At 34.8% G+C, this 18631-nt stretch carries 12 protein-coding genes; all 12 read right to left on the bottom strand.

The window, feature by feature from the left end:
• Positions 1-18: 18 nt before the first annotated feature.
• Positions 19-192, bottom strand: coding sequence for a hypothetical protein (locus VB796_RS14750; RefSeq protein WP_158279512.1), 174 nt, complete (start codon positions 190-192; stop codon positions 19-21).
• A 12-nt stretch (positions 193-204) separates the two neighbouring features.
• Positions 205-1560: a DUF4178 domain-containing protein gene (locus VB796_RS14745; protein ID WP_323347327.1), complete on the bottom strand. Its 1356-nt coding sequence runs from the start codon at positions 1558-1560 to the stop codon at positions 205-207.
• Positions 1529-1879: an S-adenosylmethionine decarboxylase gene (locus VB796_RS14740; RefSeq protein WP_323347326.1), complete on the bottom strand. Its 351-nt coding sequence runs from the start codon at positions 1877-1879 to the stop codon at positions 1529-1531. Before VB796_RS14740 ends, VB796_RS14745 begins: the two co-directional genes overlap by 32 nt.
• Before the next feature lie 92 nt (positions 1880-1971).
• The gene (locus tag VB796_RS14735) at positions 1972-3255 is read right to left on the bottom strand and encodes an McrC family protein (RefSeq protein WP_323347325.1); all 1284 of its coding nucleotides are present in this window, start codon (positions 3253-3255) and stop codon (positions 1972-1974) included.
• Positions 3252-5615: an AAA family ATPase gene (locus VB796_RS14730; protein WP_323347324.1), complete on the bottom strand. Its 2364-nt coding sequence runs from the start codon at positions 5613-5615 to the stop codon at positions 3252-3254. Before VB796_RS14730 ends, VB796_RS14735 begins: the two co-directional genes overlap by 4 nt.
• A gap of 142 nt (positions 5616-5757) precedes the next feature.
• Positions 5758-9909: an ATP-binding protein gene (locus VB796_RS14725; protein WP_323347323.1), complete on the bottom strand. Its 4152-nt coding sequence runs from the start codon at positions 9907-9909 to the stop codon at positions 5758-5760.
• A gap of 81 nt (positions 9910-9990) precedes the next feature.
• Positions 9991-13368, bottom strand: coding sequence for a helicase-related protein (locus VB796_RS14720; RefSeq protein WP_323347322.1), 3378 nt, complete (start codon positions 13366-13368; stop codon positions 9991-9993).
• Positions 13369-13539: 171 nt separating this feature from the next.
• Positions 13540-13764, bottom strand: a complete 225-nt coding sequence (locus VB796_RS14715) for a hypothetical protein (protein ID WP_323347321.1) — start codon at positions 13762-13764, stop codon at positions 13540-13542.
• A gap of 166 nt (positions 13765-13930) precedes the next feature.
• Positions 13931-14377, bottom strand: a complete 447-nt coding sequence (locus VB796_RS14710; protein WP_323347320.1) for a hypothetical protein — start codon at positions 14375-14377, stop codon at positions 13931-13933.
• Positions 14370-14915 (bottom strand): hypothetical protein, encoded by a 546-nt coding sequence (locus VB796_RS14705; RefSeq protein ID WP_323347319.1) that lies wholly within the window; start codon positions 14913-14915, stop codon positions 14370-14372. Before VB796_RS14705 ends, VB796_RS14710 begins: the two co-directional genes overlap by 8 nt.
• Positions 14916-15177: 262 nt before the next feature.
• Entirely contained in the window at positions 15178-15375 is a 198-nt protein-coding gene (locus VB796_RS14700; RefSeq protein WP_323347318.1) for a hypothetical protein, read from the bottom strand.
• Between the two features lie 324 nt (positions 15376-15699).
• Positions 15700-18390, bottom strand: coding sequence for a DUF6371 domain-containing protein (locus tag VB796_RS14695; RefSeq protein ID WP_323347317.1), 2691 nt, complete (start codon positions 18388-18390; stop codon positions 15700-15702).
• Positions 18391-18631: the final 241 nt, after the last annotated feature.

Below are 18631 nucleotides of genomic sequence, written 5' to 3'. Positions count from 1 at the left end.
TGATTCGATTGTAAATATTTATTTATGATGAAATCCATTACTTGCACCTTGTGGCGACCATTTTTCAGGATGAGAATCCATGAAATAAAATAATCCTTGTCCATTATATCTACAATACCCATAGTAGAATAACATAAGAGCTACTACACCAATGTAAGTAATTTTTTCGGGTGCTTGCTTATTGATTTTCATAGTCAATTTTGATTAAAAAACGCCCAACCAAGAATCTTCTTCAAAAGGAGTATTGTCACTCGCTTGCCAACGACGATATTCAAAAGTTTTTTCTTGATAGTAGCTAATGATAGGATAAATACAGAGTAAAAGCAAAATAATGAAAAAACCACCATAAACCGCCACTCCTCGATTCACCTTCAACGTAAAATTGGACACTAAATTTGGATATGTGGTAGAAGGAGAAATTTCTAAATGATATAACCCTTCAGGTATTCTTTCAATCATAGAATCTGTTTCTTTACTACCTTCCGTCCAAGACTCACCACCTTCAATGCCTGAGTAGAACTCTACTCCCATCGACACATTATATTCGTCACCCGTTTTATCATTCACTAAAACAATATCTGTTTCGAGCCAATTATTATCAACGTTTGCTTCAAGCGTAAATTCTAAATTAGCATTCCCATTTTTTAATTGAAAACTTGGCGATATATAGACCTTTGAGCTGTCATAACCACTACCCACATCACGCATTTCACTAATTGTTTCGCTATAAAACTTCTTTTCAAATACTAATTCGCTTTTTGAAAAAAACACATGGATAAAGAACAATATTGCCACTGCAACAACGCTAATTTGCATTAACTCAGTAAACCAAACTCTTGGCTTATAAGGCTCTACAACGCCAATGCCAAACGACTCTGGCAAGGTTACTTTACCTTGCAAAGCCTCATCAAGCTCTTCTGTGGGAAGGTATTCTCCTTTGAACCAATGTTTTTTATCATCATCTTTTTCCGATGTTATTAAAAATGGAGGCAAAATGTATTCCTTCACCAAAGTCTTAGACACTTTGAGCAAGTTTATCGGAAACTCTCCATTGGCACTTTCTATACTTGCGTGGTAATCGCTAAACAAACGATAATATTCATGGTCGTAAACGGCTTCGTTGTCGTAAGGCTGCTCTTTAATGTGTTTTTTATCAACAATTTCTTCTAAGAAAATCCAATGCCCCTGATATTCAGTCAAAAAACGATAACCTACTTTGTCGTTATACAAATAATATTCTTGCCATGTGTAAGTATTTCCTTCTGCTTTTGTTAGCACTCCGACAACTTCAAAATTAATGCCTTTTAGTGCTAATTTAGTACCAACAGGAATGGTAGAATTACCATTTTGAAATTTATTCTTATGGACTTCATCCACCCGAAATTCACCATCATAAACGTTACTTTTTTGTATCACATGAAGAGTACCACATGATTTACACACCAAGTTTTTGGTCTCATCCTTCGTAATTCTCAGCAACGACAAACAACCACCACATTGATGGTCTTGGTCATAACTATAAAGTTGATTAGCGGTTAATCTCATGAGAAGCAATGACATTGGCGTTGAACAATTCTATGAGTTTATCGTAAATTCTGTGAGCTATTTGATTATTGACTTTCTGATAATTAGAAAGAAAAACATCAAAAGTTATACGCCCAAATTCTGGCCATGTATGAATGGAAATATGTGACTCTGTTAGACAAACCACTCCTGTAAAACCACCCGAAGGGAAATTATGATAAACCTCTCCAATTTTTGATAAACCTTCACTTTCAATTAGTTGGTTAAGCAGTATTTGGCAAGCTTTATAATCAGATAAAGCTGTGGTTTCTTTACTAAGACAGTCACAAATAAGGTGTAATCCTGATTGATACATTGGTAGATTTTTTGAAACAAAAATAGGTAAATTCTAATTGAACGCAAGAGAATTTAGAACAAACGGTTAAATAAGATGATAATAGTTTTCTATTAATTAAAAGTTAAAACTTCCTCAATCTGCTCAATTATCTTACTCTCTTCACAACAAATATCAATATCTACCGCCTTAATTGTTATTAATTTACCATCAGCAAATTTATCAGCAATGGTAAAAATATCTATTTCTGATGGCTTTTCTCCTACTTTTGGATAAATCAACAATACTTGGTCAATCTCTCGCCTGATAGAATAGGCGAGCATTTGGTACATATCAGTTTGTGAAATTCCCTTTTTGCTGTCTTTTTTATCTCGGATTTTATACTTGGTGTCAATCACCAATTGAGGATTTTGCAGGATAATGTCATTCTTTATCTGAAATACATTTTGCTCTGTCAAAAATCCTTTCCCCTGAGCATTGGGTTTTCTATCTTTAAAATGAGTCTCAATTATTCCGAAAACAAACTCTTCAAAAACTACCTCCATCGGCAGTAAAAGGCAGAAATTATTTTTATTGGCATCCGACTGACTAATACTTGACGACGACAAAAACATACGAGACATTTCTAAAACAATCGCCAAATCTTGATAAAGCGGATTGAGCTTGACTAAATCACAGTGGCTCTCTTGGCAATATTCGTCCGCCACATCATCCAATAAAAACAACAGACTATTCAGTTTTTGCTTACTTTTTTCATTATTTGTAAATGATAAAAGCATTCGAGAGACAAATTTCACAATCCGATTAAACTGATTATCGTATAAAAATGGCTCGTAAGTACAATGAAAGAACTGGTGCCTTCCTGTCAGTAAATTATGTTGTACATACTGCGGAATGGCCAACGAACCTCTTAAATAACTCGTTTCTTCGGTTATTTCTTGGTAAGATTGATACGGTTGGTTGGTCAATAATTCTTCTGTGTGATGTGCAAACAGAAAAATAAAAGCTTCTAACCAAGTATCAAATGATTGACGGTCGAGTGGTAATTCAGCAAATGGCAAATTAATTTTCTTCCCGTAACTTAACCAATAAAGTACCTTTGAGATAACTTGCTCTTGGTGCATATCTTGGCAAATCTTAGGATAAATATTAACCGTAAGCCCTTCAAACTGAATAAAACCAACATAGTTATTCGCTTTTATTTTATCTCCATCAAAGGTCAGGAAACGTTGTTTTTTCTTGTCTGAGCCATAGAAAGAATCTCGCTCATCTTCATCTAAACCGTACTGTTTTCTACTTTGCCAAACTTCATCGAGATAGATTTTAAAACGCTTGATTTTATCATCAGAAAAACCAGTACTCACCTCTTTACCGAATTCATAAATTGATTGTATCATTGAATGAACAGTTGATAAGCACTTGAAACAACAGTGTGAGAAAAACCAGCTTTGGCGATGGCTTTTTCTATTAAATCAACAACCACTTTATTATCCTTCGCATTATAAAAATATTCACTCAATAATGGAATAACTTTCTTATTCATGGTTTTCACAAAGTCTAACTCTTCACCATTTTTAGTCATAAAATAAGAATGCCCAATGGTGAAGTCTATTCCTTTTTTAGCAATAATTTGCTCATTTAGTGATTCAAAAAACGTTTGATAATTAGGGCTAACTTTCGATGAATCAGGATATAAAGCCGTAAAATCAAACCGTCTTCTCAAGGCAATATCCAACAAAGCAATTGATTTATCGGCAGTGTTCATTGTACCGATGATATAAAGGTTTTTAGGAACGGTAAACTTGGTGTGTCCATCTGGCAGCCTTACTTCCATTTCGTGGTCGTTACCCCAACGTTTATCTTCTTCAATTAAAGTAATTAACTCACCAAATACTCGTGAAATATTGGCTCTGTTAATTTCGTCAATGATGATTACGTAATTTTTGAGAGGAATAGCATTTACTTGCTTAGATTTTGTTCTTGCTAAAGCCTTTAGTCTCTCAATTAGTGGATAATAATAAACCCCTAAACCTTGTATATTATACTCTCTATTGCCTTCATAGAGGTCTTTAATCGTTTTAAGAGTTAAAGTATGATTTGTTCCGCCACCTTGTTTTTCAAAACCTAAATTTCTCTCATTTATAGTGATGAGTTTAAAGGAATGGTTATTTGATTTCATCTGAATGGTAATTGGCGTATTATCCTCAGCCAAAGGACGGATAAAATCATCAAAAACTTCATTGAATGTAGGTTCTACAACACTACCCTCTTCCGATGACTGCTTGAGATTTTCTAACGCTCTTTGGCATATTTTAAAAAATATACCTTCATGTCGATTGAAACTCAAACCATCGCCTTCGTTGAGGTCTGGCTTGATACCCATTACAAAATCTTCATAGCTATAATTTTGATGGAAAGTAATAAAATCAAGCTGACGGTCTTCACTTTTTGCTAACTCGTTTTTGAACCATTGCTTGGCAACGTCATAACCATCTTCTTCAAAAGCGGCATCACCTTTGATAGCTCTGTAAGCTAATTCTATGGTTGAATATGTTTTCCCTGTTCCTGGAGGGCCATATAAGATTTGGTTGAGAGGTGATTTAAAAGTGTTCTTTTTATCTTCGGTCGTTTCGTTCATGATACTAAATAGAGCTTGATGGTAATAGGTAAAATTAGAGTTTTCTGACTTATAATTAGTAATATCTGTGAGCGTCTTAATTACCAATGAATGGTCTGTTTTCCAAACACCTTTTTTCTTCCACTCAACATCACGACAATGCTTATAATACGTTCTTGAGTCATCAAAGTAGTAGTCTGACTGTACTATTCCCCAACCCAATATTTCGCTTTTCCCTCGCTTAACAATAATTGTATCACCAATTTGTATCTTACTTCTAAAGTCATCATTAGCAGAAGTATCATTACGTTTAGATTTAGTGGTATTTCCTATTTTCTGTAAATCTTGTTCTATGGCTTCTCGTCCATCATACTCAGTCAAATCACGTAACTCATCCCAACCTAAAGCCATAATTCCCTCTTGATAAAATTCATCCCAATGTACCGCCTTTTCTCCTGGGGCGTATAACCAGTATTGAGTTCGACTTGGTTGTGATTTATCAAGCATTTGATACATAATATCTTGGGCTAAAATTTTAAAATTCGGGTCTTTGTAACAATCGTTTGAGGCGATAATATCTTGAAAAAGCTCAATTAATTCTTCATCTTTTTTGATATAATTTCCAATTAAATCATCCACTAATTCAAGATAATGAACATATTTCTCGCCTTTTTTTCTACTTGGAATTCCTACTAAATCACAATATTTTTTATAATACGAATCTTTGTAGAAAGTGTATTTATCTGGATTGTGAAAAGTTAGGAAAGTGGCAGCCGTTCTTTCGTCGTGATGATGACCAAAATTTTCATATAATTCCCGATAAATAAGAGTGAGTTTGGACTCAAATGTTATTATTCGTTCAATAAGTGGAAGATTATCATCAAATAGATTTTCTAAGCAATCTCTATACTCAATGGGTTTTCCGTCAGCAAATTGTTTAATGACAGTTTTCCCTGTACGAAAAATCAGATTTGAATAGTCAATACTCTTGATTTCGGTCGCAAAATCAGAAGCATCTAAATCAGGACTGCCTTTAAACTTTTCCAGTAATTGCCATTTATAAAGTTCATCTTTCAAACGGTCTTTTCTTAGATGGGATTTGTAGGAAACTATTAATTTTTCTATTTCGGTGATATTCATTTTTGAGGTAAAGTGTGTATATACAATTTGGCGAAGGTCATACTTTTTATTTGTAAATCTGTGACTTTTTTATCGTGTGAAGGTAAAGTTATAGGTTTCAGTTTTATCCAAACAATAATATACAAAGGGGTAAATTATAAGGTCAAGACTTCCAATGTTCCTGAATATATTTTGTTGCTTCGCTCAATTTTAAGTCAATCGTTGAGGCTAATCGTCTAATATAAAAGGTTTCGTTTCCTGCATCATCTTTGATATAAACTGGCTCGGCTGATTTTTCTTTGATTTCAATTATACAAATTTGCTTGCCTTCGATTTCGGGAAAACTTACGGATAGATAGCGATGAAAACGACTTCCTATTGATTTACTTAAAAGATTATCGAAGTGTTTCTGAAATTCATCTAATTTATCGCCTTTCGAGAATGAATCAAAGTCGGGTTGTAGCCCCAAAATATTTTTGTTGTCTTCCACACCTATTATGAGAGTCCCTCCTTCTGAATTAAGATAAGCTGCTATGGTTTTTAGTACACTGTGTTCAATATGTTTTTCAGGTTTAAGGGTTCTAAGGTCATACCGTAGCGTACTTTTAAACTCTAATATATTGCTTTCACCTTGATTGATAAGCTCCATTACAAATTTATTGCTTGCTTTTAAGGCTACGTGTTCAGCAACAATCTTCTCAAATTCTTCAACAACCAAAGCCTTCTGCACATCGGTTACTAATGGAAATGTACTCAGAATATATTCAAGTTCTTCGCCCGAAATACCGTAGGTAAAGGCAACCATTGCATCAAGTTCGGCTCTTAGTTGGTTGCGTTCGGTGGCATCGGTAGCCCCGCTTGTGGGTGTCCAAGGATCGCCTGTTACTTCATCCCATAGCTCGGCAAACTCTTCGGTGGTGCAGATAAGTTTGGCGGCTCGCTCTACGATTTCGCTATAAAACTTATCGCCTGCTTGTATGCGTGGGATAGGAAGTTGGTTTAAGAAAAACAGATTTAGATTAGCTGTCACTCTTGTTCTCAAAATAAAATCGACAGTAAGAGAATTAAGTAAAGATGTCAATACAAGTAAATCACTCTTACTGAATGCCAACTCATTCAAACTTTCAACTGAATGTTTAAATGGGAAAATAACCGAAAGAGAATTTCCCAAAACACATTTTTTAGGAACTATTGTTGTGATAAGAGTTCTTGAATCTGTATTTCGTGCAATTTTTCTAATTACTAATCTATAAACCTCGTAATCATTTATAATTACTTTTTTTACTTCTTCAATCTGTTTTTTTGTTAAAATGCTATTCGCCTTATGTCTTTTATACTTCTTATCTGTAAATTCTTGATTTATTAGTCTTTCATTTATCCAATATCTCGGTTCATCAAATTGATGAAAAAAGTGATGTACCATCCCTCCTTCATACACAATTAGAGTATCTACATCGGTTTTAAACTTATCAGAATCACGAGTCATATTTATTTCTTCCCCATAAAGTTCTACATTCCACCCTGAAATATCTCCTGCCAGTAAAGGGAATTGAGATACTTTATGAGAGATAGAAACTTCTTGTTCATTTTTAAACTCAATAATTGAAAGACTATCAGGTGATAGTTTTTTAATCATTTCAACGTTTGGATATAAAGCACCATACTTTGGAAATAATGTTAAATCTTCAACATTTTGTCGCATGAAAGCAGTAGGAAAATTTACTGTTTTCCCTCCTTTCTCAAAACTTAAAACAATAAATTTGTAACTACGATGTACATTTTCAAATATTTCTTTACGGTTTTCAAAACAAAACAAACCTGTAATTTCGGTTTCTTCAAAGAGCATTTTACGAAGCTGTTTTGTGCCTAAATCAGTGTATATACCACTTGGGATTACGATACCACAATAGCCGTGTTCTTTTAATAAATTTATACTTTGTTCAAGAAATAAGCAATAAAGGTTAGGTTTATTACCAACTTGTTTTCCATTAACTTCAGAAATTTGATTTTTAAAATGATTGCTCTTTTTAAAATAAAGCCATTGATGAGGAAAATGGCTTGAATACTCAAGCCATGCTCGTTGTATTTCTTCATCTTTCATTAATTCCTCTTTCTGTTCCTCCCAATCTTCTATTCTAAGTTTTTTCTTTTGAATTTTATCGGCATATTTTTGAAAAAACTCCTTTTCATTAGTCTGAAAAACCTCCCAAGGCGGGTTGGCAATAATGGCATCGAAGCCATTTTTTTTTGAGAAAATCTCCGAAAATTCATACTCCCAATGAAAGGGTTCGAGAGCTTCAATGTCGGTAATGGTCAGCGGACGTTTGTTGGCTTTGCCTTCTTTGTTCTTTTTTGTATCCCACGTTACTTCTTCATAGCGTATGTTTAAGGCGTTAAATTCGTCGAGCAAAAGCTCGTTTAGTATGGCGTAGGCATCTTTTCGTTGTTGTTGTATGCTTTCACGCAATGCTTGTAAATCACTTATATTGAGCGTATTAGCATTTTTGTAAGCTCGTATTGCTACTTCTTTTTCGTTAATGAGTTGTTGGTAGCCTTTGGCTTTACTTTCGGCAAACATATCGGTCTGTACAACTGCCTTCCGAAATAAATCTGCTTTCTGAATTACTTTTCCCGATGCCGAAACATTGCTTACTACTTGGTGTTTTTCAAATCGGCTACTATCCACACGCATCAAACCCATGAGCGAGTTGCCAGCCATGATATTAAAATCAATGTTGGGTAGCGGTTCGAGGTCGTCAACGGTTTGAGCTGAAGCTACCAATGCCAAAAACAGGCGAAGTTTGGCAATTTCGGTAGCTTCCTCCATGATGTCAACACCATAAAGATTATTGGTAATGATTTGTTTTTTGATGTAATATTCAAGGCTTGGATGTTCGTCGTGCGTTTTTTTGAGCCAATCTATTAGGCTTTTATCACCCGAAAACTCAATTCTACCCATTATGGCAGCATATACATTGATAAGGGTTTTCATGGCAGCCACCAAAAATGCTCCCGACCCACAGGCAGGGTCAAGCAAAGAAAGGTCAGATAAAATACCCGTTTTATCATCAATCAGCCGTTTGATGGTTGGGGCATCAAGTTTTGTATAAAGGTCTGAAAGGCTTTCGTACTGAGGTGTTTGTAGCTTTTTTTGTAGGCTTTCGGGTACTGCTGCACTCAGTTTCTCGCCATTGAGTTTATCGAGAATGAGTTTATTAACGGTTTGTTCGCAGAGATATTCTGTAATTTCGGGACGAGTATAATACGCTCCAAACTCTTTTTGATTGATATATTTTTCAAAAATATACCCCAGCACATCGGGGTTAATTTCGTTGTCATTCTGCCCGATTGTATCATTCAACGACCAACTGAATGAATCGAACAAGGCAAAAAGGTTTTCAAAAGCTACATCAGGTATGCTTATATTTTCATATTTGAGTTCGATTTTATGTTTCAAGAAAAGTCCACCATTGAGATATTTTATTTTCCCGATTAGGCGTTTTGTTTCGGCATCACGTTGGTCTTCAGGCTTTGCAAAACCTTCAAAGAAAAGTTTTTGGAGGAAGATGGAATAAAAACCTTCGGCTACGCTCAGGTTTCGGGGAGTTTTAAGTTTTTCGGTGAGATAGTTATAATTAGCATTATCAATGAAGCCCTTTTTCTGTAAGAAGTAGATGAACATTAGGCGATTCAGAATGACTGAGGCGTACCAATGGCGGTCTTCATCGTTATCAATACCAGTGATTAGCTTAACAAAATCAACAAAAATTGATTCATATTTTTTATAGAAATCTTTCGTAACTCGTTCTACATCAAGTGCTTGCTTAAATTTATCGGCAACTTTAGCAATAGAAATTTGCCCGTCTTCATCAAATTCTGAGAGGTCGGTAAAAAGTCCAGCTAATTTAGGAATGAAAGAATCGCCCGCTTGCCCTTTCATGTAGAAATGGCTTCTGTTAATCTTTCGTACCGACGAACCGTTTTTATCTTGTATCTTCACCCAATGCCATAAAGATTGGCTTCGGTGATTATCTATAAAAATCAATAAATTTTCTCCTTTGATTTTCTGAACTGCATTAGCGATTTCAGTGCGAATTTTACTGTTTGGGATATTGCCATCGGGCATCGTGATTTCAAAAACAACCGCTCCCGAAAGTTCTGCAATAGGCTTTCTTGTAAAAATTATTTCTTTATAAGTTTCAAGCTGACTTGATTTAGTTACTGGGTTTGACCAGTTGAGTTCTTCAATGAAAAGTTCAGCAAAGTTGAATTCTTGTAGGTATTGTCGTGTTTTTTCAAGGTTGAGTTTGGCCATGGTTTTAGTATAATTTCAGCTATTTGATTTGTAAAAAGATTGTCGTGCCAGTGGAACGACAATTACGAATTGGTCAATTATTTAAGCCAATTTCAGCCCCATTGAACAAATAATTTGTGGGTCTTTCTGCTGCGTTTCTTCGTCAGAGATATTACAGAGCTTGTTTTCTTCTCTTAGCGAAACCACCAAGTTTACCAAATCATCGTCTTTGGCATGGGTTTTAAAATATCGGTTTAGCACTTCTTTGGCAGTTTCACGCAAAGGGAATCTGTAAATATCATCAATAGCACGCTCTAAACTTTCAGTAACAAATATTGTCCCTTTATTATGTTCAAAATATCGTTTTAAAGTATGATAAATTTTGTACCTAATGCCTGTATTTTTCCCCAGTTGTCCACCTGTATTTTTTTCCATTTCCTTGATTATCTCTAATCCCTGAGCAACTAAGTTGTGGTGGTTAGGGATTTTTTCAAGGTTTTTGGTTTCGGGTTCACAGGCAATAGCCTTCAAAATAGTCAATTGCGACTGAGTAATGGTTTCATTTTTATCGTTTAACCACGACATCACATCATTATCGTCAGGTGTGCGAGCATATACAATTACTCCGTTATCTTTCCCCCCAATACCATCAAACAAAGAGATATTTCGGTTAATCCCTTTTGTAGCATAAACCACTTCGGGCGTATCTGGAATAAACTTTAATAAGGTTGGGTCTTTCTCGGTGGCATTCTTCCAAATTTGGTAGGCAAAAGAAGCTAAATCTACTTCGCCATCATCTTCTTCATCTAAAATCCCTGATTTCTCATTATACAGATTTGTCAATTCAGTTCGCATTACTTGATTATCAAAAAACAGTTCGTCCGAACCTATCACTTCATCACTTTCTTCCAAACGGTTTTGAAGGCGGCTTCTAAGTCGGATAATTCGCTCAATTCCATCTTCGGGGAGAAAGGAATAGCAATAGATTTTTTCAGATTTTTGCCCAATTCTATCTACACGTCCTGCACGCTGAATGAGTCGAATGATAGCCCAAGGCAAATCATAATTAAGAATAATATGGGCATCTTGCAAGTTTTGTCCTTCTGATAATACATCAGTTGTTACCAATATTCTTAATTCGTTTTTAACATTTTTAATATGATTACTTTCAGGACTAAATCTCTGAGCAAAATCGGTTGGATTCTCAACATCACCAGTCACACATCCAACATTTTTAAGACCTTGACGTGTTAAGTGTTTGTTCAAATAAATAGCAGTATCAGCAAACTGAGTAAAAATCAGTATTTTTTCGTTTTTATGTTTCGTTGCACATAATTCGTAAAGGGCGTTTAGCTGACGGTCTTCAGAAGGGTTTAAATTTTTTCCAAGTTCCAAAATACTTAAAAGACTAATACTGTCGTCTGAAAGTGCCTTCTTTAATTGTGCTGAGAATAAATGACTTCCGACCCAATCAAATCGTTTATGAAATTTTGTTTCAAATAAGTTATAAATTTTTGCTGCTCTTTGCATATACTCTTTATCATCAAGCAAAAGGTCTATTTCTTCATCTTGTGTATTGCCAAAAAGTATAATTTCCGTACCGTCATTATCAGATTCTTCCAAATAAGCATCAAGCATATTAGCATCTTGTTTACCAATAGGGAAAGGCAAATTGTTTTCGATGGCATATAAAAATATATAATTACGAAGCACATGGCGACTTATCGAAAGTAAAAATGAATACCCACTACTTTCGAGCCTTTTAAAGAGATTCGTTCGTGCAAATCCTTTTAATCTTGCCCCTGCACGACCTAAATTTGATTGAATTGCCAATTCTTCGGATGTAGGAAATATTTTTGGATTTTGTTCGGTATATTGTACTGTGCCTAAACCATACCTTGGCAAATTTAAATTATTTATAATATTGACAACATTTTCAGAGTATAACTTAGCATATAAATCATTGGGGTTATTTGGAGAAAAATCATACTCTACTTTTTTTGCAAATCGGTCAGGGAAGTATGAACGTCTGCCATCTGAAAAAGTAAGGTATTGACGATTATTCGTTGGGTCGGTTTGAGTATAGTGTTTTTTGATAAAACTTCGAGTACGCCTCACCAAGTATAAACGCATCAATTCTCGCCAATCTTCAATGAAAGAGCTTTTTTCAAAGGCGGCTATACTTCCAATACCTGTTTGATATTTTGATACAAACTGCATTCGTCCACCTATACTGCTGATAAATTGTTCGGGCGTTATGCCTAAATCTTTATCGTCAGGAATAAATAAGCGTAATTGATTAGATAAATCAATGAAAGTTTTATTATAAGGCGTTGCAGAAAGCAAGATTACCTTTGAATCATTGAGTTGGATATATTCTTGAATTACTTTATATCGTTTTCCTTCACGGTTACGTAAGTTATGACTCTCGTCAATCAACACAATACGATACCTACGCATTTTGGGTAATTCAGTTTGTGCTTGGGTAATAGAAATAATTTTGGCTCTTAACTGATAGCGGTGTACATAATCGTCCCACATTCCCATCAAGTTTTTGGGGCATATTATAAGCGTTTCAAGAAGATAGTCTTCTTCAAACATTTTTACTAAGGCTGTTCCAGTAATTGTTTTTCCTAAACCAACTACATCTCCAATAATCACTCCGCCACGTTTATTTAGATGCCTTGCGGCTACTTGAACAGCTTTTTGTTGAAAATCAAGCAGTTCTTTTTGAAAAACCTTTGGTAATTGAAATTCAGCCAAACCAGCACGAGCTTCTCTTGAAAGATGATAGGCAATCTTGATATATATTTGATACGGTGTATAATGACTTGAAGCCCAAGAAGTATCTATAATTTCGGCAAGCTCAGTGGAAATATCAATACAAAATTTATCATTCCATCGTTCTTCAAACCAAGTTACCAATTTTTGATTTGCATCTTTTTCTTGAATATCAACGTTAAGTTCACCTTGATTTGCTAAACCTGCAAGTGTCAGGTTACTACTACCCAAAAAACTATTAACAGGATTCACTTTATCATGTCGAAATAGCAGATAAAGTTTTGCGTGAAGTGGATAACGCAAAAATAATTTGACGACTACTTTTTTAGATTTAAGTTGTTTTGATAATCTTCTTAGCCCTTGTTCGTCCTCTTCGGTTGGAATACCAACCATTAATTGTTCCTTAAACTCCTTGGCTAAACGTTTTTTGAGAAGAATTGCCGTTTGTGTATCAATGGTATTTTGTTCAACCTTATTAAAATAATCACGTATTACATTTTCTGGAGCTTTGTGCATTCCAACTAATAAACGGCACTGATTATCTTCATCACCATTCCATTTTTCAACTTGGTTTGCTACTTTTTTCCAACCTCTTAAGTTAAAATATCCTACACAAAAATCGGCTCTGTGCGAAACTTCTAAAACCTCACTAAGTCCTTGTATTAAATGTTCTTTTATATTATCGTAAATGGTAGGCATTAATAAGATTTTAATGTAAATGAAAACTCATGAAAATATCTATGTTCAAATATAGGTAAAACCCATGAAAGAACGTAAATAGTAAAACAAAAAACCAAACCTGTTATACAGATTTGGCTTTTTGTTTTACCGTTTATTCAGCGTTCTAAACGCATCGTACACGATTACACATCACTTTACAATTGTAAACAATCTCTGAGTAACTTTTACACGTTTAGCAATTTCTTTCACTACTGTTCGGCTACCATCTGGTGAAACCTCAATCAAAAAACCATTTTCCGCAATCATTACTTTATGACCCAAAGATAAGGTTCTCCAGTAAGCTTGTTGCAGAGCCATCTCTGCCAAAATTGGAATTTGTTGTTCTAAAAAATCAAGTTCTTGTTCGGAGTTCATAGTTCAATTCTGTTCTGTTTTTGAAGGGTGAGTAAAGATAAAAATCTCCTTTCACATTCAAAACAAAAACCAATTCTGTAAAACAGGATTGGCTTGTTACACTTCGTTATACAGCGTTATACGCCGTATAACGAAGTGTAACGGGGTATAACAAGGTATAACAGCGTTATTCATAGATAGTCCAACCCAATCCTTCGGTATAAATAGCCTTTCGCTCTTCCTTCTTTTTATTGATATATTGAATATCCCACTTGGCTTTATCTTTGATGAGAAGGATACATTCCACCTTTCGCTCAGTGGATTCTGTCAATAACTTTGGTTCAGGTTTGATACCGTCTTCAAGTTCATCTGTTGTCACCTCTGGATTCACTTTTCCATTTACCTTAGCAATCACTTTTCTGAAACCATCCACCAAAGCATCTCTAAAATAGAGTATCAAGCCAAAGCCAACAATTACGCAAAACAAGCCCATTGTTTTCCAAATTGAAGAGGATTTAGGCATTTCCGAAAACGGATAATAATTGGGTCTCGGGTTACCTACACTATTCCCCGAAACAGGAAGATTTAGATTAAAAACGCCAAACGGGTCTTTTGTATAAAAATTATTAGACATGATAATATGGTTGTTGAAATTGGTTAGGGACAATAACTTCGTGATAATAGTGGTTAGTTAGACATGTAACAATGTCTGGCAAATCTCTAATATTCCGATTGGTTCGATTTAGTATGTTAAATATTCCTTTCAATAATGGAGTTTCATACAGTTCAAGTCTTGCATTTAAAAGATTTATCTCATGATTATCATTCGCAATTGATTGTTCTCTCAACTGTTGCCGATAGCCATTCAAGGCAACGTCAATTTGTCTTTGAATATGTTCTTGGCTGAGTTTGTTGGTTGTCTCGGTGGCTTCTTGCCAAAGCGTTTTAGATTCTTTACTGAGACTTTCAACTAATTGAGCATTTTCCTCCTTTAGTTGAATGACTTTAATTTGAGCATCTTGTAAAGCTTTTTTAAGCTCGGTTAAATTTTCACGCAAAGCTAAAATCTCGCTATTTTCCTCTGGCGGTTCATTTAACTTGCTCCAATTTGTTTCCAGAATAAGAAGAACATACTCCGACATCGACAATTCTCGCTTATCGGCCTCATCCATTAGTTTTTTCTTTACATCCAACGTCGTCCTGACGTTAATGTTTGTACTTAAATTTACATTACTCACAAATTATATTGTTTTAAATTGCTATATTACAGAGTATTACATTGTATAACCTCGTAAAACTTAACGCAAGATTACAGTAAAACCAATTAAGCTTTTGGACAATGTGAACAATGTGGATTATATGAATTAATGATAGTAAAACACAAAAAAAGCCCACCATCATTGGCGAGCGTTTTTTGTGAAAGAATAATCCGTGCTAAATTAAAGCTTTGTGAATATCTTCAACTTTCAAACCATATGTTTCTGCGAGGTCTTCGGTTCTAACTTTCCCCCCTTTGAGTTTGTTGGAATATGGACAATCGGCTTTAATATCTTTGATAATTCTATATGCTTCAGTTCGGCAAACGTTTAATACTTTCTGAACATCTTCTACTCTTAAAATTAGTTGGCCCATATATCCATAAAATTGCATTATAACAAGTTGATAGTTAGACTAATACATTTTGTAATTCAATTTTTGAAGCGTGTTTTTTTACAACACAACAACACGAAGTTAAAATATTGAAAATCAAATACTTAACCCATTTTCCGTGTTGTAAACGTGTTGTAAACCGTTACAACGCCTACAACACGAAAAACCATTTTACAACATTACAACGCATTTACAACACGTTTACAACACAATAATTAATAAAAAAAATAATAATACATTGATAATCAGACTATTAAGCTTCGTGTTGTAATGTTGTAAAAAAGTGCTTAAAAAAAATGAAATTTTTCAAATGCTTTCTCTCTGAGTTCTATTCTTCAAATCCAGTGAAAATTTGGAACAATAAATATCATACTTCAATGATAATGAATTAGTTACAGCATTTTTCATCTTATCTTCATGGTCGTTATCCTCACCTCTAAAACGGATGGTTTTAACAACTTCCTTCATTTCTCGTGGCTCTTCCATACGTAGCACCTCTTGAATGATAGAATCCTTGTCGGGTGAATCCGTATAGTGAACATTACGATAACGTTGCTTAAAAATAGGATAAATCGAAGGCATACGTAAGTACAAATACTCTCCATCAAGACGAAAATGCACGCCTTCATGGATTTGGTAAGTCTCGTAAAGCATTTGTAAAATCTCAAAAAATTCAGCTAATACAGAAGTTTCATTTTGTATTTGAAACTGCTTTCTTATGGTCGCCACGCCCATTTCTACAAAATCATCTAAAATATCTTCTTCATCTATTGACTCACAAATGGCGATTTTGCCGTTACATTGCAAAATATAGGCACAAGTTAATGTTTGCACCATATTACTAAACAGACGCTCTGGTATAGATTCGCTTTTGAACTCTATACTTATACGTTCAGATAATTCTCTAAAAGCCCTATTATAATTCGCCAAGATTAACGACCGATTTTTAAGCAACTCAACTGTGATACAACCCAAACCAAAAGCCTCCAATTCTTTCAGCTTGTCGTAGCCTTCTTTTTGCTCTTTAGTCTTCTTTTTATCCTCAACCTGAACCAAGAGGCAACGAGAAAAGAATATATCATTAGTAGGAATAAAATTACTGGTCAGAGCCAAAGCGGAATGAATCTCAATACTATCCGTTTCGGTATTGCTTTTACTTGAATCAGGAGTTTTATGATAACCAGCGTTGTCGTAAGCAGCTTGTAAAAGTCCTTCGTGTTCAAAGCCGTTAAAAAACTCATCCATCCAAATCATACCATTGGTGGCTTGACTCATTAATTTGACCAGGGCCGCTTCGGTATTCTTAGTTTTTAGATTAATTTCCTCTGGCTGGAAACCAAATAAACAAGTCAGATTACGAACAATACTACTCTTACCAGTACCCGCACCTCCTTTCAAATACAAAATTGGCGATGAGCCTTTATGAGCCACCACAATATCTCTGAATAGTGACATAATATAAAAACAAACGGGAACAAAAGTTTTGTCTAAAGTATGGGCTTGGACGTAAACTGCAAACCATTGATTAAAGGTTATTTCACTATCTGTCAGCATAAAACGTCTCTTCATCTTGGTATTCGCCAATGGCATTGAAAGGCAATACTCAAGGCTTTGAATAATACCAAACTCATCTGGTTCTACTACAAGACCATCAGAAGTCAATGCACGGTTAGAAAAGAAATAAGTGCTTGAATCTCTGTGGAATCCAAAACGAGTTATTTTCGTTGCCGTGCCAAATTTGGTCTTAAATAACAATGAATGAAGCTCAGAAATATGGTTATCATTTACCTTGAAACTCAAACGTTTAGAAGCTAAGATAGTTTTCATTTTCTTAGCGGAACAAAAATCTTCATGAGCAATTTCAATAAAAATAGGCTCTCGATTCGCTACCTTCAATTCGATAATCCAAGTGTACTGTTCATTCTCATCATCGGTAAAGTATTTAATAAAAATATGGAAGTTATCAGCCACTACCTCCCAGTTATTACGTGTTTTAATCCAAATTGAGGTATCTTTTCTATATTGAACAGAATTATTTTTAAGGATAAATTCATTACTATTACTCTCTTGACTACTGGTTTCAGAATGGCTATCTGAACCTTTACCGTTTACAATATACGCTGAATCCAAGATGTCTGGCCTTACTCCTTCCTCAATTGCATCAGCTATATCATAACCTCCTTCTCTTATGTGAGGAAATAAATCAACAACTTGAAAATTTATTTGATAGCTTTTAAGTTTTTTGATGCTTGAATTATCTCGACCAGCCATATCAGCATCACAAAGCCAAATCACTTTTCTTCCGAATAATACAGAGATTTTCTTATCCGTAAGACCATCTTTAGCTCCACAAGAAACCCAATCAAACTCTGGATAATAAAAGGATGCAATCACTTTGGTCTTTTCTGACTCTACCACAACCACAGTCTTTGTCTTTGTAGGGTCTAATAAATTTTCTCCGTAAAGACACATTCCGTATTTAATCTTGCCATCTTTGGGTGGACTCATAGAATAAGCATTAACAGAATTTTTCCCTTTGACTCTATGTCCATCGACATCATACGAGAACCATTTAGCGTTCACGATTCTATTCTCAATATTCCTAAGAATAAAAACCGTTTTCCCTCGATTATCAGTTGCAACACCGTGCTTTTCAAAATGCTCCTGGGGAATTCCACGGGCCATCCAAAATTGATGTAAATTACTTGAGCTATTCTGTTCCCACTTTTCAAATTTAGCAATCCATTCTTCATTTGGAAAAATAACTACTTGATTATCAGCGTTTTCAAAAACTATATTATTAGTTTTAATATTCTGAGATAACGTTGGTACTTTATGATAGCCACAACTGTTAACACGCTCACATTTTCCATATATATTACTCATCCTATTTCCTAAATAATCTTCATAAAAGCGAAATTGGTCTTTATGACCACAATTTGGACAAACACCTTTTTTCTTTGGGTGCTTCTCGAATCTAAAAGGATAATCAGACATATTTTAATAAAGGAATAAATGTTGAAAAATTAAATAGCAGGAACAACTTCGATGTGAGAGAATTACGGAAATGACTAAGCCAAAATGTGAGTGAACTCTTACAATTTGGGCAATACAAAGCAAACCCCACCCGAAGGTGGAGTTTGGAAATTTGCAGGTTTTTCATACCTTTGTTTTGAAATTTAGGTTTGGCTAAGGCTGACCGACGAACCGATGTGCGGGAACACATCGGTTTTTTTAT

This window comes from Arcicella sp. LKC2W (assembly GCF_034931005.1).
Lineage (GTDB): Bacteria > Bacteroidota > Bacteroidia > Cytophagales > Spirosomataceae > Arcicella.
Note: the sequence above shows the minus strand (reverse complement) of the source record. Positions and strands in the feature narration are given on the sequence as shown.

Excerpts from the sequence above, each read along its gene's own strand:
- VB796_RS14730 (WP_323347324.1), bottom strand. The coding sequence starts at position 5,615 with ATGAATATCACCGAAATAGAAAAATTAATAGTTTCCTACAAATCCCAT.
- VB796_RS14720 (WP_323347322.1), bottom strand. The coding sequence starts at position 13,368 with ATGCCTACCATTTACGATAATATAAAAGAACATTTAATACAAGGACTT.
- VB796_RS14740 (WP_323347326.1), bottom strand. The coding sequence starts at position 1,879 with ATGTATCAATCAGGATTACACCTTATTTGTGACTGTCTTAGTAAAGAA.
- VB796_RS14715 (WP_323347321.1), bottom strand. The coding sequence starts at position 13,764 with ATGAACTCCGAACAAGAACTTGATTTTTTAGAACAACAAATTCCAATT.
- VB796_RS14695 (WP_323347317.1), bottom strand. The coding sequence starts at position 18,390 with ATGTCTGATTATCCTTTTAGATTCGAGAAGCACCCAAAGAAAAAAGGT.
- VB796_RS14725 (WP_323347323.1), bottom strand. The coding sequence starts at position 9,909 with ATGGCCAAACTCAACCTTGAAAAAACACGACAATACCTACAAGAATTC.
- VB796_RS14705 (WP_323347319.1), bottom strand. The coding sequence starts at position 14,915 with ATGGATGAGGCCGATAAGCGAGAATTGTCGATGTCGGAGTATGTTCTT.
- VB796_RS14710 (WP_323347320.1), bottom strand. The coding sequence starts at position 14,377 with ATGTCTAATAATTTTTATACAAAAGACCCGTTTGGCGTTTTTAATCTA.
- VB796_RS14745 (WP_323347327.1), bottom strand. The coding sequence starts at position 1,560 with ATGTCATTGCTTCTCATGAGATTAACCGCTAATCAACTTTATAGTTAT.
- VB796_RS14700 (WP_323347318.1), bottom strand. The coding sequence starts at position 15,375 with ATGGGCCAACTAATTTTAAGAGTAGAAGATGTTCAGAAAGTATTAAAC.
- VB796_RS14735 (WP_323347325.1), bottom strand. The coding sequence starts at position 3,255 with ATGATACAATCAATTTATGAATTCGGTAAAGAGGTGAGTACTGGTTTT.
- VB796_RS14750 (WP_158279512.1), bottom strand. The coding sequence starts at position 192 with ATGAAAATCAATAAGCAAGCACCCGAAAAAATTACTTACATTGGTGTA.